Origin of the sequence: Salegentibacter echinorum (assembly GCF_900129445.1) — a bacterium.
In the GTDB taxonomy this organism is placed as follows: domain Bacteria; phylum Bacteroidota; class Bacteroidia; order Flavobacteriales; family Flavobacteriaceae; genus Salegentibacter; species Salegentibacter echinorum.
The window spans coordinates 1-18717 of sequence record NZ_FQVT01000013.1 but is presented as its reverse complement, the minus strand read 5'-3'; the positions used below and the strand labels follow the sequence as shown (position 1 = coordinate 18717).

16 protein-coding genes, 1 pseudogene and 1 riboswitch are annotated in these 18717 nt (G+C 35.6%); of the genes and pseudogenes, 12 read left to right on the top strand and 5 right to left on the bottom strand.

What is annotated here, in order from left to right:
• Nucleotides 1–36 precede the first annotated feature (36 nt).
• The 6 genes from BUA71_RS14230 to BUA71_RS14205 all read left to right on the top strand — a co-directional run bounded on the left by BUA71_RS14230 (nt 37) and on the right by BUA71_RS14205 (nt 6434).
• The gene (locus BUA71_RS14230) at nt 37–1692 is read left to right on the top strand and encodes an ArnT family glycosyltransferase (protein ID WP_072880944.1); all 1656 of its coding nucleotides are present in this window, start codon (nt 37–39) and stop codon (nt 1690–1692) included.
• Nucleotides 1693–1812: 120 nt separating this feature from the next.
• Complete coding sequence (locus BUA71_RS14225; RefSeq protein WP_072880942.1) at nt 1813–2400, top strand: phosphatase PAP2 family protein; 588 nt, start codon at nt 1813–1815, stop codon at nt 2398–2400.
• A 134-nt stretch (nt 2401–2534) separates the two neighbouring features.
• Nucleotides 2535–3290 (top strand): methyltransferase family protein, encoded by a 756-nt coding sequence (locus BUA71_RS14220; RefSeq protein WP_072880940.1) that lies wholly within the window; start codon nt 2535–2537, stop codon nt 3288–3290.
• A gap of 48 nt (nt 3291–3338) precedes the next feature.
• Nucleotides 3339–3929 carry an HD domain-containing protein gene (locus BUA71_RS14215; RefSeq protein ID WP_072881035.1) on the top strand — a complete coding sequence of 197 codons (591 nt, stop codon included), beginning with the start codon at nt 3339–3341 and terminating at the stop codon, nt 3927–3929.
• A 119-nt stretch (nt 3930–4048) separates the two neighbouring features.
• A riboswitch (PreQ1 riboswitch) is annotated at nt 4049–4093 on the top strand.
• A 3-nt stretch (nt 4094–4096) separates the two neighbouring features.
• Nucleotides 4097–4720 (top strand): 7-cyano-7-deazaguanine/7-aminomethyl-7-deazaguanine transporter, encoded by a 624-nt coding sequence (locus BUA71_RS14210; RefSeq protein WP_072880938.1) that lies wholly within the window; start codon nt 4097–4099, stop codon nt 4718–4720.
• Between the two features lie 388 nt (nt 4721–5108).
• Entirely contained in the window at nt 5109–6434 is a 1326-nt protein-coding gene (locus BUA71_RS14205; RefSeq protein ID WP_072880936.1) for a D-serine ammonia-lyase, read from the top strand.
• Between the two features lie 417 nt (nt 6435–6851).
• On the opposite strand, the pseudogene BUA71_RS17875 reads toward BUA71_RS14205, so the two are convergent.
• Together BUA71_RS17875 and BUA71_RS18035 are read right to left on the bottom strand one after the other, a co-directional pair.
• A pseudogene (locus BUA71_RS17875) lies at nt 6852–7712 on the bottom strand (IS4 family transposase).
• Nucleotides 7713–7868: 156 nt separating this feature from the next.
• Nucleotides 7869–8084: a DUF4372 domain-containing protein gene (locus tag BUA71_RS18035; RefSeq protein ID WP_072880930.1), complete on the bottom strand. Its 216-nt coding sequence runs from the start codon at nt 8082–8084 to the stop codon at nt 7869–7871.
• Nucleotides 8085–8416: 332 nt separating this feature from the next.
• Between BUA71_RS18035 and BUA71_RS14185 the strand changes: the two genes are divergently transcribed.
• Complete coding sequence (locus BUA71_RS14185; RefSeq protein ID WP_394333538.1) at nt 8417–8782, top strand: flavodoxin domain-containing protein; 366 nt, start codon at nt 8417–8419, stop codon at nt 8780–8782.
• A gap of 112 nt (nt 8783–8894) precedes the next feature.
• On the opposite strand, the gene BUA71_RS14180 is transcribed toward BUA71_RS14185, so the two are convergent.
• Together BUA71_RS14180 and BUA71_RS14175 are read right to left on the bottom strand one after the other, a co-directional pair.
• The gene (locus BUA71_RS14180; RefSeq protein ID WP_072880928.1) at nt 8895–10103 is read right to left on the bottom strand and encodes a site-specific integrase; all 1209 of its coding nucleotides are present in this window, start codon (nt 10101–10103) and stop codon (nt 8895–8897) included.
• Nucleotides 10104–10682: 579 nt separating this feature from the next.
• Complete coding sequence (locus BUA71_RS14175; RefSeq protein ID WP_072880926.1) at nt 10683–11408, bottom strand: NUDIX hydrolase; 726 nt, start codon at nt 11406–11408, stop codon at nt 10683–10685.
• Nucleotides 11409–11715: 307 nt separating this feature from the next.
• Here BUA71_RS14175 and BUA71_RS14170 point away from each other — a divergent pair, with 307 nt between their 5' ends.
• The 4 genes from BUA71_RS14170 to BUA71_RS14155 are packed head-to-tail and all read left to right on the top strand — an operon-like array spanning nt 11716 to nt 16723.
• Complete coding sequence (locus BUA71_RS14170) at nt 11716–12513, top strand: hypothetical protein (protein ID WP_139277111.1); 798 nt, start codon at nt 11716–11718, stop codon at nt 12511–12513.
• Nucleotides 12514–12535: 22 nt separating this feature from the next.
• Entirely contained in the window at nt 12536–14257 is a 1722-nt protein-coding gene (locus tag BUA71_RS14165; RefSeq protein WP_072880922.1) for a purine-cytosine permease family protein, read from the top strand.
• A gap of 5 nt (nt 14258–14262) precedes the next feature.
• Entirely contained in the window at nt 14263–15762 is a 1500-nt protein-coding gene (locus BUA71_RS14160) for a mannitol dehydrogenase family protein (protein ID WP_072880919.1), read from the top strand.
• Between the two features lie 46 nt (nt 15763–15808).
• On the top strand, nt 15809–16723 hold the full coding sequence (locus tag BUA71_RS14155) for a carbohydrate kinase family protein (protein ID WP_072880917.1): 915 nt from the start codon (nt 15809–15811) through the stop codon (nt 16721–16723).
• A 46-nt stretch (nt 16724–16769) separates the two neighbouring features.
• Here the strand turns inward: BUA71_RS14155 and BUA71_RS14150 are convergent, their stop codons facing one another.
• A complete protein-coding gene (locus BUA71_RS14150) occupies nt 16770–17114 on the bottom strand; it encodes a LytR/AlgR family response regulator transcription factor (protein ID WP_072880915.1) in 345 nt (114 codons plus the stop codon).
• 65 nt (nt 17115–17179) lie between these two features.
• Between BUA71_RS14150 and BUA71_RS14145 the strand changes: the two genes are divergently transcribed.
• Nucleotides 17180–18511, top strand: coding sequence for a TolC family protein (locus BUA71_RS14145; RefSeq protein ID WP_072880913.1), 1332 nt, complete (start codon nt 17180–17182; stop codon nt 18509–18511).
• Nucleotides 18512–18717: the final 206 nt, after the last annotated feature.

Genomic DNA, 18717 nt, shown 5'->3' with positions numbered 1-18717 from the left:
ATTCTATTTGAATCTTTGTGTTTTAAATATCTTTCTGTGAGTATAAAAAATCCTATAGACCGTTACTACTTTATTTTTGTTTGCCTGGCTCTTCTTATTCTCTTTATTGGATTAGGTTCTTATGGCTTAGCAGAAAGTAGTGAAGCCAGATATGCCGAAATAAGCCGGGAAATGTTTCTATCTGGCGACTACCTAAATCCGCAACTTTTAGGAATTTTTCATTTTCACAAACCCCCTATTACTTATTATATCACCACTTTAGGCTACCGCATTTTTGGTGTAAACGAATTTGGCGCCCGGTTTTTTCTACAAATTGCTGTTGCGGTGCAACTATTACTCATCTATGGCTTGGGTAATTTGTTATTTAAGAACAAAAAGATAGCTTTCCTTTCCGGCTTGATTTATTTTTCTATGCCAATAGTACTTATCTCCAGCCGAAACCTAACCACCGATGCTTATTTGACCACCTTTATAATGGCCGCTATTTACAGTTGGCAATATTATACCAATACTAAAAAAGTGTTTTTTCTATATCTTTTTTATGCACTATTAGGGGTAGCTTTATTAACCAAGGGCCCGGTAGCGATCTTATTTATCCTGGTTTATATCATTAGTTGTAAAGTGATTTTTAAAGATAAATTCAGGATAAATATCCACCATATACTGGGAATTATATTATGCCTGGCGATAGGGGCAAGTTGGTATATACTGGTGATGATTGAAAACCCTAAGTTATGGACCTATTTTATTGAAAAGCAGATCGCCGGAAGAATGACCGGTAGTTCCTTTAGCGAAAGATCCAAACCTTTTTGGTATTTTATTCCAATTGTTACTGCACTCTTGCTGCCCTGGTTAATAGGACTTGTTCCCAACCTAAAAAATAGATTAAAATCCATTCCGAAATTAAGGAATGCCTCCCGACTTCTTTTTGCATCGAGTGTATTGTTAATCCTGATGTTTTCGATATTTAGTACAAAATTAAGCCTTTACATCCTTCCTGTATTTTGGATGATTGCAATTTTTATCGCCGCAAACCTTAACCATTTTAGTGCTACCGGTATAAGATTTATCATTTTTTCATTTCTGGTAATTTTAAGTCTGCTTTTTACAGGCCTTTTAATTTGCTGGTATGGTGATTTTGAATTTATAAATATCTCTACTTCCGCAGTAATTGTAGCTTTCTTGGTAAACGTTAGTGCTTTTGTTATATCCTATTACATTGATGCGGAAAAAAGTTATAAACCTGCAGTAATAGCTGCCACTTTTGGGGCAGCCATTATCTTAATAGGCTCTATGGTTTTAAAAACTAATGATGCGATGATAAATTCTACCAGGAATATGGTGCATTTTATCAATAATATATCGGAGAAAAAGGATAAAACGATCCTGGTTCACGACTATTTATTGAGATCTATCCCTTTTTATTCAGACGCCAGGTTTATAACACTCAAGTCCAATCATCGCACCACAAATCGTGAAGTTCAGTTTCAGAATAATGAAGAATGGAAACAACAGTTATGGGATATAAAAGAGGAGGCGGGATTTTCTAAACTAAAGAGGGTTTCAAAAGTACCAAATACTTTTCTGCTACTTCGAAACAGAACCGATTTAAATGATAGCCTTCAGGTGCTGACCAACAATTTTAATTATAAGAAAACATATCCCAAATGGACAATTTTTTATAATAAATAAGGCTTTAGATTTCCTTTAGATTCTCTTTAAATTTCAAAAAGACTTTCCACTCATCTTTGTATTCATCAAAAATAAGAAGCCGATAGAAAACATTTACTTAAATCTAAACTTAACTAATTAATGTTAATCTATTTTCAAAATTTCAGATCTTCTGTCTGTGAAGTAATCATTGTTCTCTGCCTATTATTTTCACAATATACATTTGCTCAGGACACGGCGGAAACCAAGATAGATGTAGGAACTGTTCAAAAAATAGGGGATGTTATCTTGTTTGCACTTCCGGCAGCGACGCTTGGAACCAGTTTAATTAAAGGCGATAGGGAAGGAGCCTGGCAGTTTACCAAAGGCTTATTACTTACCGAAGCGGTTACCTACGGCTTAAAATTGGGTATCAATAAACCCCGGCCAGATAGGAGTAATGATAATTCATTTCCCTCGGGACATACCTCTACTGTTTTTCACAGTGCAGGTTATATTCATCGCAGATACGGCTTTAAATATAGTATTCCTGCTTATGCACTCGCAGGCTTTACCGCTGCCAGTAGAATAGACTCTAATAAACACGATATTCTTGATGTTGCTGCCGGTGCGCTTATAGGTTTGGGCAGTAACTTACTCTTCACAACAGCATATCAACAAGAGCATATGGAACTCACTTTTAGTAGTGGGAATGGAGACTATATGTTAGGCTTTAATTATAAATTTTGAAGGTATGATGATTATTGTTCAAGAGATATCTTCTTGATTTTAGCTTTTATCGGTTAGCCAAGGGGATTACAAATTGGATTTAGAAGTGGCAATAAAGATTATTTAAACGTTATCAACTATAAATTATTAAAATAATGGCTTTACAAGATGAACTTAAGACACAGGGAGATTTTCTATTTAAAAACCGCAGTTACTTACCATTATTTTTTCTTGTAATGGGATTGGGGGCTTTTCTATATGACGAATATATGGATACTGGAGAGATGATGAGAGAAATGTTTTTGAACTACTACAAATTATTCTGTCTTTCTATTAGTCTTTTCGGCCTTTTAATTAGGGGACTTACCGTAGGATATACCCCTAAAGACACTTCTGGTAGAAACACCAATGCTGGACAGGTGGCGGCTGAAATCAACACCACGGGAATGTATTCTTTATTGAGGCACCCACTTTATCTGGGTAATTTTTTTATGTGGTTGGGTCTCGCGCTCCTTACAGAAAATCTTTGGTTTACGGTAGCATTTATCTTGCTTTATTGGCTGTATTACGAGCGGATTATGTATGCAGAGGAAACTTTTCTAATTACAAAATTTGGAGATATCTATTTAGATTGGGCAGAGGTAACCCCGGCTTTTTTACCATTCTTTAAGAGCTATAAAAAACCTAAATATTCATTTTGTATTAAAAAAGTGCTAAAAAAAGAAAAGAATGGTTTTGCAGCAATATTCCTCTTGTTCTGGTTGTTTGATTGGACGGGTTCCATTGCTCAACAACGAAATATAAATTTTGAATTTAATTTTTGGTTTTATGCGGCAATAGGAAGCTCAATTACTTATTTTATTTTAAAGGTGATGAAAAAACGTAAGCTGTTACCTGAAACCAATAGCTAAAGATGGTTTTGTTTTTTGAAATGTTAAATTTTTAGAAGTATGACAGAGATGAATAAAGTAGTAATAGAAAAAGTAAAGGATTTTTGCAAGAAGGTTATTGAATCCAGCAGGTGCAGGAATCTGCCCTTTCATAATTGGCAACATACTAAGGATGTCGTTGAAAATTCAAAATTTTTAGCCAAACACGAAAACCTACCGGAAAAAACTGTGGAGGAACTAATTATAGCATCCTACTTTCACGACATAGGAAATATTAAAGGAACAGTTGGTCACGAAAAACTGAGCTGTAAATATGCCCAGGAATTCTTGACAGAGGAAGGGTATCCAGACCGGCACATTATAAACGTTATTTCTAATATCAAGGCTACCGAAATGCCTCAACAACCTGAGACATTATCCCAAAAAGTGATTTGCGATGCAGATCTAGCACATTTAGGGAAAAGCACTTTTTCATTAAATAACTCAAACCTTCGCCAAGAATGGGAAAGGTATAATGGTCAATTATTTACCGATGAGCAATGGACAGCATTGAATGTTAATTTCTTGGAATCACATTCATTTCATACCAAATCTGCAGAGGAACAATACAATGAACAAAAAAGGAAAAATATTAAGAAGTTTATTTCAAATAATTATTAGCGTTTTTCGGGTATTATTCCGCACATTGGAGCGTTTTTATTCTTTAAATTCAATTTTAATTATGCCCAAAACGTCTAAAAGTCAGCTATCTTGCACCTATCAATTTACCATTAAAAATGGGACACGTGGTTCGAAACTCTCCCACATTAAAAAACTAAGAAAAGCATATGTCCTCTAAAAAAAGGCTGGTATTATTGCTAGTCGCGTTTCATATCTTTATTATTGCCTCAAGCAATTATTTAGTACAGTTTCCTATAAGTGTTTTCGGGTTTAAGACTACCTGGGGCGCTTTTACATTTCCGTTTATTTTTTTGGCTACAGACCTTACAGTGCGACTTTTAGGCGCACGATTGGGACGACGAATTATTTTTTACGCCATGTTTCCTGCCCTGGTAGTCTCTTATCTGGTCACCATTGGCTTTCGTTACGGTCTTTGGTTAGGATTTGACGCACTCTTCAGCTTCGATCTTTTTGTAGCACGCATTGCCATGGCCAGTTTTTCAGCCTATGTGATAGGACAGATTTTAGATATTTTCGTGTTTAATAAACTTCGACAACACCCACAGTGGTGGCATGCTCCCTTGGCTTCGGCTATTTTCGGGAATTTTATGGATACACTAAGCTTTTTCACTATTGCATTTTACAAAACTTCAGACCCTTATCTTGCTGAGAATCTGGTTGAAATTGCCGCCGTGGATTATATCTTTAAAATAATGATCAATGCTTTGTTTTTTCTTCCCCTATATAAAGCGATTTTAGATAGGATTTGGAAAAGAGTAAAAAGGACATAAGAAATTAAACCTGGAATTAAATTCCATTCTACTTGATTATCTGTAAAAAGTAGAACAACATTTCTTCCAATAAATAAAAAAAACAAACCGAAACATTTTTAAGATATCTAAAAGAATGCTGTGTTTATATTTAAAGATAAACGACCTACGAGACTTATACTTGTAAACTCCTGGAAGACTTTCCACATACTACTCTCTTTACGAGGGTATGTTCACAGAAAATAGAAAACCTTTGCTAAAAATTTTAGCATGGAACGGTAGTAATCTATTTATTTTAAACATTCTCATAGGCTGCAAAAATTTACTTTAAGCGGAGAGTTAATCGAAAATGTTTAATTAATTTTACTCATTCTAAATAACGAATTTATTTATTGATAATATCAATTATATGTATTCAAAAAGTAAAATAGATTCTTTCGTACGTACTTCTCCTATTCTTAAAGACGTTATAAGAGCAAAACCTGTTGCCTGGTTAAATCCGGAGCTACAATCGATGCGAAATATTCCTGAATTCTCCATAGACAAGGAAGATATGAAAGAAGCAGAACAATTATGGAAACGTTTTGCTCCATTTTTTGTAAAAGCATTTCCAGAATTAAATGAAAGTCACGGAATCCTGGAATCACCTCTTCGAGAAATTCCAAATATGCAATCTCTTTTAAATAAAAATAACGGAGAAATTGAAGGGCGATTATTCTTAAAATGCGATAATGAGCTTCCTGTTACCGGTTCTATTAAAGCCCGTGGAGGATTTTTTGAAATCATGAAATATGCGGAAAAATTGGCTCTCGAATCAGGAATGTTGGAAAAAGAGGACGATTACAGTATTTTGACGTCTACAAGATTTCAAAAATTTTTTAGTAAATATAAAATTGGTGTAGGATCAACCGGGAACCTCGGGTTAAGCATTGGTATCATCAGTTCAAAATTAGGTTTTCAAGTCACGGTTTACGTTTCAGATGATGCTAAAAAATGGAAAAAAGATTTATTGCGTGAAAAAGGTGTGACAGTCATCGAATTCGAAGGTGATTTTAGCAAAGCCATATTCGCCGGACGAGAAAAAACTAAGACAGACCCAAATGCCTATTTTGTTGATGATGAAGATTCTCAGGATTTATTCCTGGGCTATACCGTTGGTGCACTTCGGATAGCCCAACAATTGAAAGCACAAAATATTAAGGTTGCTGAAGATCATCCGTTATTTGTCTATTCTCCTTGTGGGGTTGGTGGTTCACCAGGTGGTACAGCTTTCGGTTTAAAACAGATATACGGTGATAATGTGCACTGTTTTTTTGTAGAGCCTACCCATTGTCCTGCTGTTTTAACCGGATTGGTGACCGGTGAAATGAGTCATATCAGTGTACAAGATATTGGACTTGACAGTAAAACAGAAGCTGATGGTTTAGCCGTTGGACGACCTTCACATTTTGCAACAAAAATTAGCAAACAATTAATCAGTGGTATTTTTACTATTGAAGATGGATATCTTTTTAGGCTTTTAGCACAGTTAAAAGATACCGAAAATATTTTTGTCGAACCTTCAGCAACGGCAGGTTTAATTGGACCTCAATTGATGAAAAGAACAGGATATGCGACAACCCATCATCTCAACATGAAAAATGCAACGCATGTGGCCTGGGCCACGGGTGGTCTTCTTGTTCCGCAGCAGGAAAGACAACTATTTTATGAAAGGGGATGTGAACAGGTATCATGACTTAAAACTATCACCAGAAGAAATAAACTTACTCTAAACACTATTCCTGAAGATCTTGATAAATCGCGAAGTGCATTGAAATTGAAATCTTTGGAAGCAACAGTATAATGTCTGTCAGAAGTTCCACAGGCTTCAAATTGTTGCTTACCAGATACTTTTAAAATGTCATAGGACCAGATATTGGGCATTCCATTAGGCAATTCCTGCGGAATAGTCACTTAAACACAGTGTATATTTCCCGCTGCTAATTCTGGCGAGCACATCCATCGTGCCTTTTCGGTCTTGACACCATTCTATATCTACCTTATAATGATTTTTTTTCACTGTTGTTAAAATCCGAATTTAGCTAAAAACCATTTGCGCGCCCCTATAAATAGGCTCTTATTTTCCAATTTCAAGAAGTAAGCCCCTTTGGATTCAGCCGCTGGAGAAGTTTAATTTTTCTTGAGATTCTTCTTGTACGCTGCTATTTTTGGTGAATTCTAAGGCATAGGCATTTACGTTGTTGAAGAAGTCGATGAATTTTGCAAAAGTGAACAATTGTTTTTGCAGTAAACTTATTAGACTGGAAAAACCCCATCGTTTTGTGAATTGTTTTTTCATAAAGGTTAGTAGAAGTGCAATAAGCGTGCACCACAACTGAATTTGTATGGCATTTTTATTTTCTCCGTAGAAATATTGTAAAGGAAAATTCTGTTTTATTTTTTTGAAAAGAAGTTCCACTTGCCAGCGTTTTTTGTAGAGCAAAGCTATCTGACTGGCTTCTTCCTCAAAGAGGTTGGTCAAAAAATAGAATGCTTTGTTCATTTCGGGATCGTAATAAGAGACCAGGCGCAATTCAGCTTCCTTTTCATTTCCCTTTTCGTCTTTGTAGGGCAGGGCGATTTTAGCATCGCGGAGTACTTAATCTGGCGTGTTCTCCAATAAGTCCTTCTCTTCTATAAATCGTTTTTTGGCATAGTCCTTCAAACGGGTAACAAAGAAAATATCTTGCTCACACCATTTATCAAACAGTGCGCAGTTGTTGTAGGCTTTGTCAAAAACCGCTATTTCATTTTTGTGAACCACATTCTCGTTTTGTATAAACAAAGAACCGTGTTCCTTGGCGTGACTGTGATAGACTTTTACCGGAATGCCCGCTTGCAAATCTAATTTTTGATGGCTTTTCACCCCGCCCTTTCGTTTTCCGTTGGAGGGGTTTCGCCCCACACATTCAAAAATAGGCTGGAAAAGACTGATCGTGGTAGAATCTATCGCATAGGCCTTTTTGTCGATCACGATCTGCTTTTGGCTGTCCAATAAATCTGGACGGTATTTTTTTACAAAATCATCATAAACCTTCTCAAAAACACTATAATCCCGCCGTTTGTTGGCATCTCAAATAGTACTCCGTCTTGGGAAATAATCAAATTAACAAAGCGTTATTTTCTAGCCTTAACTCACTATACCACAAGATAATTTACGTAAGGAGTTGCAACCTGAAGTAACCCATAGATCATGCATAGTGATGAGATGTTGAAAAGTGCTGAATTTTTTGCAATAGTGATCTGTGCCCGACTCTTCTGCCTGTTTATCGATTTTATCCTTATCCAATAAGTTTATCAGCTTACTGAAAATCGGCTTTCCCAAAAAAGTGATACTTTTGCCCATAGTTGAAATTTGTTTTGGTAGGTAAATTCAATTATATAAAAAAAGTCCCAGAAATTGGGACTTTTTTTATTGGACACTAGTGATTTTAATATCCTATAATTTCCCAAAAGCTTTTCAATTTTGCTAATTTTATTTAGGGTCGGCTAGATTAGAAGATACTAATAAATTCCTTTGACAGGCAACGGTTAATTAGAGAAATGCCTTTTGGGTAGAGGAAAAATTTAAAAGTAAAAATAATGACCAAAGCCTTGATTATTTACGCCAGTATGACGGGAACTACTGAAGGTATAGCCGAACTTTTGGCGTAAGATCTTCGGGCTCTTAAAATTGACGTGCTCGTAGAAGAATGTATGCAAGTTCATCCCAGGAAATTCATAGATTATGACATTTGTGTAATGGCTACTTATACCTATGGTTCCAATGGCGCTTTGCCAGAAGAAGCTGAAGACTTCTACTTTGATTTAGAAAAAATATATTTAACAGGAAAAATATTTGGTGTTTTGGGATCGGGAGATCGGATTTACGAGAAATTCTGTCCAGCTGTTGACGATTTTGATAAACAATTTGAAAAAACCCATACCACACGTGGGGCAGAAGCACTAAAAATCAATCTTTCACCCAACGAAATGGACAAAGAAAACATAAAGCAATTTGCGGAATATCTAGTGGCCGCTTACTCTAAAACATTAGGGCATTAAGAATTAAATATTCATCGATGTATTGCTGAAAGTTTTCCACATTCAGCAACATTATTCTCTCTTAAATCCAATTTCGGTTTTGAAACTATTAAAAATTAAAGACAATAAAATATTAAAAGTCAATCACTTTATCCAGAGCTTCGTCTGCATCTTTATTTATAAAATTAGCTTGGTATTGCATTGTTGTTGTTATGGAAGAATGTCGATATAATTTTTGTAACATTTGAATAGGGATCTTATCACCTGAAATATGTCCAAAAGTATGTCTAGAAGTATGCATACTAAGATTTTTTTCTATACCTACCGAATTCGCTATGATTTTCAAATGTCTGTTAAAATTCCTGGTAATAGTCTTTATTCTGATTCTTAGTTTAACGGGATCATCTAAATTAGTATCCCAAAGATCTGGAAATACTAGATTACTTGTTGTAGTTTTTAAAAAGGAATATTGGTCAATGATTTTCTGTGCCTTATTGGGAATTTTTAAAGATACTAATTTGCTGTTTTTATTCATCCTATAATAAAGCCTATTGTCCTTTAAGTCTCTCCATTTAAGCTGAATTACATCTGTAATTCGCATTCCTGCAAAATAAAAACTTAGTAGCCATACGTTTAATGCATGTTGTTGAGCATCCGATAATCCTGTGGCTTCTTCGAGACATCTAACCTCTTCAATTGTTAAGCCTATTTTTTTGGTGTCCGGAATTCTTATCTGATATCTTCCTCTTCCAAAGGGATAATTATTTCTTTCAGCATAATCTTCTCTTATAGCCAAATTATATACGGTTCGAATAGTTATCATATAATTAGCAACAGTACGGCTTTTAAGCTTTTTATTATATAATAAAAAAGATTCGAATTTTCGTAGCAAAGAGGTATCAATGTCCTGGAATTCTAATTCTGAATTACGAGAAAATTTAATGAATTGATCTATTCTATTTTTCTCCGTAAGATATTGATTAATCTTTTTTCTATTATTTATGTTGTTCAAGTATAGATTTGATACAGTCCGGAAATTTGCTGTATTATTGTTTAATAATTCTTTTTTAAATTTAGATATAGATTTTTTCTTTTTTGAATACTGCATTTCTAAAAGCTTTTCATTTACTTCAGTCATTTTAACTAAAAGCAAATGATTCAATCGAGAAGCATTGGGATGAGATCGCTTAATTTTTTGATTAACATCGTCCCAATATTTTTTATCTACATACTGCCCAGTGTAGATGTAACTACTTTTTCTGTTTTTTGTGACTCTAATGACAATTGGGTACAACATTTGAGCATTAGATTTTTTTCTTAAAAGTACTTTTATAGTAGCCATGGGCTCTTTCTTTCTTTAAAGATACAAAATTCAGGTACAACATAGGTACAACATTTGGCCATATTAGATGATATTATTTGATATAATTGAAAATGATTTCACGCCCAAATAATTGATTTTCAGTGGTATTACGTTTTTTTGCGGTTTTCTTGCTCGGATTCATAACCCGGAGGTCCCGAGTTCAAATCTCGGTCTCGCTACAAAGAAAATCAAGGCTTCACAGAAATGTGGGGCCTTTTTTAATTTCTTTTAGTACAGAATAAGTACAGAATAAAGCGTTTTTCAGATTACGATTTTATTTATGTGTAAATACAGTTATATAGTAGTAGGATTGATTAATCATTCCCAAATATTGTGTTTAAACAAAAATTGTAGTCAATCTGAACAGAAAGAATTTTACATTTTTCACTCCTCTAAACTAAGCTCTAAGAAGTTTGATATGTGGGGCTTAGATTGATCTTGCACTATGGTTTCAACATAATATTTTGAATGTATATAATTCCGGCGCTACTGATTGAATATAAAACAAGATCGGTTTTTTAAGAAATAAATAGTTGGAGGTTGCTGGAAACCTCTCTCCTAAAAAATAAACAACTGGTTTTTTTCTACAATTTTATTATAGATATCCTTGCTGAATATATAGAGGTTGGCAGGTTTTTTTGAGAAGCCTGTCCTTTTTTCGTCGAGAAGAACTATATATTTCTTCCGAAGTACTTTCTTTCTGAAATTACGGTTATCCAGTTGAATGTCTAGGATCGCTTCGAAAGCTATTTGAAGTTCATTTAATGTGAATTTATTAGGAAGAAGTTCAAAAATAAGCGGTTCCATAAGGATTTTCTTTTGCAAATATTCATGGGCAGATTTTAATATTTCAGTGTGGTCAAAACCCAGTTCCGGTAATTCTTTAATTGAGAACCATTGAGAACTACTTTTTTTATTCTTAAACATATCCGCAGCTAACAGAGAAATATAACCTACTGAAACAAGTCTGGTGCCGGCGTCTAATTTTTTGAGCCATACTATATCTTTTTCCTTCCAGATACGATTCGGATCTCCGAAAGTGTCAAATTGTTCCTGGTGAACCTGGTTATATTCTATATTATACTTGAGAATTCTACTTGCCGCTTGTTGAAGTGTCTCTGTCTTATAAATAAAATCACCCGTAACAATCCAATCATTAAGTTTGGTATTGCCTGAGGTGTTTATTTGTAGTTCTCTTTGGGATAATAGAATTTTAAGCTCAGCGTTTTCCAGGCTAAATATTACACATTCTACAGTGACATTTGAAATTTTTCTAAAATCCATACTTCAATTATTTGAAAAGAGGCTGTTTCATCCACTTCACAGCTTACGAAAATAATAATAAAACTAAACATTAATCCAAAAATATTAGTAAATTAAACGTACTTATAACGTTTAATATGATCTTATTTATGGTTTTGATATCCGCATAAATAACATGTTTAATTTAATGGTTAATATTATTTGAAACGTTAAAAATAGTAAATATTTAAATTTTATAATGTTTAATTATAAGATATTAATATATTTGAAAAAATAAAACGTCAAAACTACGTTTTATATTTGAATATGATATAGGTTAAATTCAGCTATGAAAAGTAAAATGATATCAGTTATAAATCTCCACGCCTGTGGTCGTTCGAGACAATTTCTAATAGTGCTTTTTATAGTTTTTAATAGTGCCCCGGTCATGGCCCAGGAAGATGAGGATAGCTTTTTAGAAAAATTTGCTATTAATGTTAATGTGAAAAATATGCATACCTGGCACGGGTTTGTGGTAACCCCTGGGGCGATGGTGGCCGGGAGTATGGATGTAGGCTTGTTCCGGGAAAAATTCAGACTTGGTATTTGGGGCGGTTCCAGTTTCAACGGGGAATACACAGAACTTTCTTATTATTTAAATTATAGGCTCGGGCCAAAGAGTATACTGTCTCTTGTAAGCCACAACAACTATAGCGGACTGGAAAATCCAAATATTTTTAGCTGGAATAAATACCATTCTACGAATTTTCTCGATATCGTTGTAGAAACTTCAGTTTCCCAATATTTTCCATTAAATATTTATTTTTCTACCATTCTATTAGGTCAGGGGGGTGATTACGAAATCGATGTCGAAGGACGGATAGAAGATTCCTATTCTAATTATCTGGAGGTAAGATATCCGGTTTTCGATAATAATAAGCTAAGACCAAGCCTGTTTGCCGGTGGGGCATTTTCTTTTTTTACCGAAAAAACCTTTTATAGTGAACAGGCAAACATGGTTAGTTTAGGCTTTCAGGCAGAAAGGATACTTTCAATATTAAATTATTCCCGAACTTTAAAAGCAAAGGCCTTTTGGAATCCCGAAAGTAAGAGAGCTGTTCTAGAATTAGATTTTTCACTTTTATAAATCACCAAGAAATACTTGAAATATGAATAATACAACACAAGCTAATTTTGATCATCTTGATGAGGAACAATTGCCGGTTCCAAAACACAAACTGCATGGAGGTAAATATTTTGCGGGATTATATGCGGGAGAACATGTAGCCGCAACAGAATTTGTTATAGGCGCGACCTTTGTTGCCCTGGGTGCAAGTACTAAAGATATTGTCTTGGGATTACTTATTGGTAATATCCTGGCTGTACTCAGTTGGACCCTTATTACCGCACCTATCGCCGTACAAACCCGGCTGAGCCTTTATACCTATTTGAATAAGATAGCCGGGGATTCAATGACTAAACTTTACAATTGGGCGAACGCGATCATTTTTACGGTAATTTCGGCTGCAATGATCACGGTTTCAGCCTCAGCGGTACGTTTGTTATTTGATATTCCGGCTCAATTACATTGGTATTCTACTAACCTGGGCTTTTTATCTATTGTTGTTTTAGTGGGGGTCGTGGTGGTGTTCGTCGCTATTTATGGATTTCATACCGTCGCAAATTTTTCAGGAATCTGTGCTCCGTGGTTATTTGTGTTATTTGTTGCCGGCGCCCTGGTGCTTCTGCCTGCTTTGTCCAATGCCGTGTTGGGTGAAACTTCCCTAAACAGTTGGGGAGATTTTTTTCGAATAGGTAATGAATCGATTTGGCGGGGAGTTACCCGTACAGGTGAGCCAGGTATCGGACTTTTAGAAGTTATCGGATTCGCCTGGGCCGCAAATAGTATAACCCATATAGGGTTGATAGATATGGCACTTCTAAGGTTTGCCAAGAGAAAATCTTATGGTTTATATACCAGTTTTGGAATGTTGTTTGGCCACTATTTAGCCTGGATCGCGGCAGGTATTATGGGGGCAGGGGCCGCTATTCTTTTAGATCAGAATGTTATTGCCTTAGATCCGGGGGATGTCGCGGTTAAAGCACTTGGAGCGTCTGGTTTTATAATTGTGATCGTGGCGGGCTGGACTACGGCAAATGCCAATCTTTATAGGGCTGGATTGGCAGCACAGGCTATTTTTAAAAATTATTCCCGTAGAAAGGCAACCGTTGTTGTAGGCATATTTACGGTTGTAATTGCCTGTTTTCCGTTTGTTTTCTCTAAATTACTACCGCTATTAACTTATGCCGGTTTACTGGTAGTACCGGTGGGGGCAATTGTTTTTGCTGAACATTTTATCTTTCCAAAAATAGGACTAAACAGGTACTGGGCGTATTACAAACAGTTGACGACCAGTAAACCAGCTATATTTTCATGGTTAATAGGATTAATATTCGGTTTTGCCTTAAATGCGATGGATATTATGTCTTTCTACTACCTGTTTATTCCCACCTGGATATTTACCATGATAATTTATACGATTCTGGCGAGCCGTGGTGGTGCTTCTGAAGATTTTTCAGAAGAAATAGAAAAAGAGAAGAAGTTACAAAAAGATATTAAGAACTATCAGGAAAATCAATCGGCCACCTACCGGGAACCGGTTAAAGATTCTACGGTACTTTCTAAGATCCTGAAAATTTTATCTATTGCATTCCTAATCACTATTCTGGTATTGGCATTCAATACGTTTTTAAATAGTGAGGGGATGAGTAGTTATCAGGAAAACAAAAGTCTCTTTGATACATACGCGTTTATCGCGACTCTGGGATATTTTATAACTGCATACTGGGGGCTTAAAAGAACACAGTCTCTACAAAAAATAAAAAAATAAATATTATGAAAACATCAGTCGTACTAAATCAGGAAAATTTAAGTTCAGTACTTTCAAATGTAAAAGTACCTAATTATAACCGGGACGAAATTATTACCAGTATCGTGCATATTGGAGTTGGAAATTTTCACAGGTCTCACCAGGCATATTATACCGATATGCTTATGGAACAGTTCGGGGTTACGGATTGCGGGATCTGCGGAATAGGTCTTCTGGATTATGACAGGAAGATCTATAATATTTTAAAAGATCAGGACGGTCTCTATACCCTTATGGTAAAGGAACTTGACGGAACGTATTCCGCAAGGGTTATTGGGTCTATCGTTGAATTTATTTTCGCACCGGAGAACCCATTGGCAGTGATTGAAAAAATTGCCCATCCAGATATAAAAATTGTGTCCCTTACCATTACTGAAGGTGGTTATAACCTAAACGAGGCTACCGGTAAGTTCGATTTCAGCAACCCTGTGATCATTGAAGATATGAAAAACCCCAGATCGCCAAAAACGGTATTTGGTTACCTTACCCAGGCATTAAAACTGCGAATGGAGCGTGAATTGGGAGGGATTACCATACAATCTTGCGATAACATCCAGGGAAATGGAGATGTCGCAAAAAAAGCACTAACTGATTATATAAAAGAAACCGAACCTGATCTGCTACCCTGGTTCGAAGAAAATGTAAGTTTTCCAAATGCGATGGTAGACCGTATCACCCCAGTAACCGTTTTAGAGGATAAAGAAATTTTAAAAGAAGAATTTTTAATTGACGACCAATGGCCGGTGGTAAGTGAACCTTTTATACAATGGGTAATAGAAGATGATTTTAAAGCAGGACGACCTGTCTGGGAGAAAGTAGGTGCGCAGTTTGTGGAGAATGTTATTCCATTTGAAAATATGAAACTTCGTTTACTAAATGCCGGGCACACATTGTTGGGAATGCTAGGAGCTTTATATGGGTACGATACCATCGATGAAGCCGCGAACGATCCTGATTTTGAAAAATTTCTGGTAGATTTTATGGATATAGAAGTTACCCCAACCCTTGGGGATTTGGGCGAAATTAATCTAAAAGATTATAAGAAAAGTTTGGTGGATAGGTTCCAGAACATTTATATCAAAGACCTTATTTCGCGAATATGTTCAGAAAGTTCAGCCAAAGTGCCCATATTCCTGCTTCCAACAATCAAAGATCAAATAACCGGGAAAGGAAATATTAGCAGAGCTAACTTTGTGGTTGCTGCATGGTGTAGATACAACGATGGTGTAGATGAAAACAATAAAGATTACGAGATCAAGGATGCGATGAGCGACAGGTTGATAAGAGCAGCTGCTTTATCACATAAAGATCCGGTTGAATTTCTAAAAATTGAACCTATATTTGGTGATCTTATTGAAAATAAAGACTTTGTTGAAAGTTTTACCATCGCTTTGGAAAAGTTAAGAGAAAAAGGTGTAAAAAATTGTGTGCAGGATATAAATGCTACGGAAACTAATTTATCGTAATTATTAAATTCCGTAGAGAAAGAAGCAATTTTAAATTTTCATCATTATGTTTAAAAATAAAAATATTAGGTTCTTAAGTTTTGGGGAAGTATTATTTGATGTTTTCGAAAACGAAAAAAGAATTGGCGGTGCTCCGCTAAATATAGCACTTAGAATAAATTCACTAGGTTTTCCGGTTGCTGTGATTAGTGCCGTAGGTGATGATAATAACGGGAACCTAATTCTTGATCATTTAAGGCAAAAAAAGGTTAACACGTCTGCAATAAAGGTGCTTCAGAATTATCCCACGGGAAAAGTGATAGTAAGCCTGGACGATAACGGAGTTGCAGATTATACCATAGCCCAACCGGTCGCCTGGGACTTTATTTCCCTGAATAAAACAGCTGTTTCTTTGGCTGTTGCTTCAGATGTGATAATTTACGGTAGTCTTGCTAGCAGAAATGAGGTTTCTAAAGCCTCCCTGCTAAGTATGTTGGCACAATCTAATGCATTTAAGGTTTTCGATGTAAATCTTAGGCCGCCTCACTATACGATGGAAACCATCCAAAAGCTATTGCAATTTTCAAACATGGTTAAATTTAATGAAGAAGAGCTTCTGGAAATATCCCAGGTCCTTGGTTCAGTATCAGATGGTATAGAGCAAAATATCCGGTTCATCAAGGAAAAAACGGGAATTCAGACCATTTGCGTGACCATGGGAGGTGCTGGAGCAATGCTTTTCTATAAAGATCGTTTGTATTCTAATCCCGGTTATCAAATAGAAGTGGTAGATACCGTGGGTGCGGGTGATTCGTTTTTGGGAGCTTTGCTTTGCAGCTTGTTGAGCGATAAGGAACCTCAAAAAGCACTGGATTTCGCAAGTGCTATTGGCTGTTACGTTACCGGTTCTATGGGTGCAATTCCAGAAATTGATTTAAACGATATAAAAACCATAATGAACAGTTCAAAAAATAAGACATAAGTTTAGATACCCCTACAAGGAATTTATAGGTTTAAACTTCAGGTTTTCATGAGCCAAACAATTCCTTTTTAACCTTTTCATAATAACTATCACTTACAGGAATAATGTTTTCTGAAAGTAAAAGGTCCCTTCCTTTTAGGCCGGTAACTTTTCTGGCGTTCACAATATAGGAGCGATGTACCTGCAGGAAATAATCCGGAAGTTTTGTGCTTAGTTTATTCAATGATTGTAAGGCCATTATTTTTTGGTCATCTTCAAGTTGGTAGTGCACATATTCGCTATCACTTTTTATAAAAATAATATCCTCCAGTAGGCAACTTCGGTAAATTATTGAATCAAAAATCTCCATCGATAAAATACCCCCTTCCGTATAGACAATTACTCCATACATCTATTTCAATTTTATAAACTGGTACATAGTTTCACCTTTGAAGTGTTCATTAAAAACACTCAAAAATGAAATTGTTTTTTATCATAGCGAGTTTATTGATTGTGCAGCTTTCTTTGGGACAAGAATCTGGAAATCAAAACACTGCTGAAATATGGTCGTTGGAAGATTGCATCACCTATGCCATCGAAAACAACATCACCGTAAAAGATGCAGAAATAAATACAAAGCTTGCTGAAGTAGCGTATGACAGAGTTAAATCTTCCAGGTTACCCGATTTATTTGGTAGTGCATCACAAAGTTTTACCAACGGAAACTCTATAGATCCAATTACCAGCGCCTATGTTACCGAGCAAATTCATAGTACCAATGTGGGGCTGAATAGCGCGATAACATTATTCCAGGGGAACCAGATCAATAACCAGATTGAACAAAACAAATTATTCCTGGAGCAAAGTATTTTTCAGGAGGAGGTCGAAAAAAACAACATCGTTTTAAACATTTTAGAGACCTATTTACAAATTCTTTACAATAAAGAAAATATCACTATTGCCGAAAATAATTTAGCTGCTTCAGAAAAGGAAGTTTTACGGGCAAAAGCTCGCCTCGATGCCGGGGAAATTGCTTTAACCGATTTCACCGAAGCTCAAAGCCAGGCGGCCACCAATAAGTATAATGTTATCACCGCAAAAAATAATTACCAACAGAACATCATTGATCTAAAACAATTATTGGAGTTGCCACCCACACTGGAATTAAGGATTAAAACCATTGATGAGGATATGGATTTAATCAACCTGGAAAGGGAGAAGATCGAAATATACTACAGGGCCCTGGACTACTTACCAGAGATAAAAGCCAGTGAGATAAATATTGCTGCAAATAAAAAAGAACTTGACCTGGCAAAAGGCAATTATTTGCCAACATTAGCTTTAATAGGAAGTTTAGGTACAGGCTATTCCAGCATTCGGGACCTTACGTATTCAGACCAGTTTGATGTTAATTTCAACCAAAGGATTGGCTTATCATTAAGTATCCCGATTTTCAATAGGAACCAGACCAAAGCCGCTGTAAAAACGGCGGCATTAAATATCGAAAAAGCTGAAATAGAAAACCAAAATATAGAAAAGGAAGTTTATAGAAAGGTAGAAACGGCTTATCAAAACGCTTTATCTGCCCAGGAGCAGGTTATAGCTGCAGAGGCTTCGAGAGTAGCTGCGGAAGAATCGTATAGATTAGCACAAAAAAAATACGAATTGGGCGGGTTGAGTACGACCGATTTAGTGATTAGTCAAAATATTTATACCAATGCGCAGCAAAATTATTTACAAGCTAAATACCTAAATATTTTATACCACCAATTACTACAATTTTACCAGGGAAACGATATCAATCTTTAAGCAATATAATGATGAAAACTAAGTATGCGCCCCACCAACTACATCTTTTAATTTAGCGTAATTTTATTATCTATTTTTTTATAATAAAATCATGTTCAGTCTAGCTGTAATTTTTTATAATTCTGAGGATAGAGATTCCGGATATTTTTATGGTTGATGGACATAATATTCTCCAGGGTATATTTAAGCCACTCATATGGATTCAC

What these genes read in the sequence shown, in the direction of transcription:
- BUA71_RS14225 (WP_072880942.1), top strand. Translation starts at nt 1,813, where the DNA reads ATGTTAATCTATTTTCAAAATTTCAGATCTTCTGTCTGTGAAGTAATC.
- BUA71_RS14220 (WP_072880940.1), top strand. Translation starts at nt 2,535, where the DNA reads ATGGCTTTACAAGATGAACTTAAGACACAGGGAGATTTTCTATTTAAA.
- BUA71_RS14215 (WP_072881035.1), top strand. Translation starts at nt 3,339, where the DNA reads ATGAATAAAGTAGTAATAGAAAAAGTAAAGGATTTTTGCAAGAAGGTT.
- BUA71_RS14210 (WP_072880938.1), top strand. Translation starts at nt 4,097, where the DNA reads ATGTCCTCTAAAAAAAGGCTGGTATTATTGCTAGTCGCGTTTCATATC.
- BUA71_RS14205 (WP_072880936.1), top strand. Translation starts at nt 5,109, where the DNA reads ATGTATTCAAAAAGTAAAATAGATTCTTTCGTACGTACTTCTCCTATT.
- BUA71_RS18035 (WP_072880930.1), bottom strand. Translation starts at nt 8,084, where the DNA reads ATGGGCAAAAGTATCACTTTTTTGGGAAAGCCGATTTTCAGTAAGCTG.
- BUA71_RS14180 (WP_072880928.1), bottom strand. Translation starts at nt 10,103, where the DNA reads ATGGCTACTATAAAAGTACTTTTAAGAAAAAAATCTAATGCTCAAATG.
- BUA71_RS14175 (WP_072880926.1), bottom strand. Translation starts at nt 11,408, where the DNA reads ATGGATTTTAGAAAAATTTCAAATGTCACTGTAGAATGTGTAATATTT.
- BUA71_RS14170 (WP_139277111.1), top strand. Translation starts at nt 11,716, where the DNA reads ATGAAAAGTAAAATGATATCAGTTATAAATCTCCACGCCTGTGGTCGT.
- BUA71_RS14165 (WP_072880922.1), top strand. Translation starts at nt 12,536, where the DNA reads ATGAATAATACAACACAAGCTAATTTTGATCATCTTGATGAGGAACAA.
- BUA71_RS14160 (WP_072880919.1), top strand. Translation starts at nt 14,263, where the DNA reads ATGAAAACATCAGTCGTACTAAATCAGGAAAATTTAAGTTCAGTACTT.
- BUA71_RS14155 (WP_072880917.1), top strand. Translation starts at nt 15,809, where the DNA reads ATGTTTAAAAATAAAAATATTAGGTTCTTAAGTTTTGGGGAAGTATTA.
- BUA71_RS14150 (WP_072880915.1), bottom strand. Translation starts at nt 17,114, where the DNA reads ATGTATGGAGTAATTGTCTATACGGAAGGGGGTATTTTATCGATGGAG.
- BUA71_RS14145 (WP_072880913.1), top strand. Translation starts at nt 17,180, where the DNA reads ATGAAATTGTTTTTTATCATAGCGAGTTTATTGATTGTGCAGCTTTCT.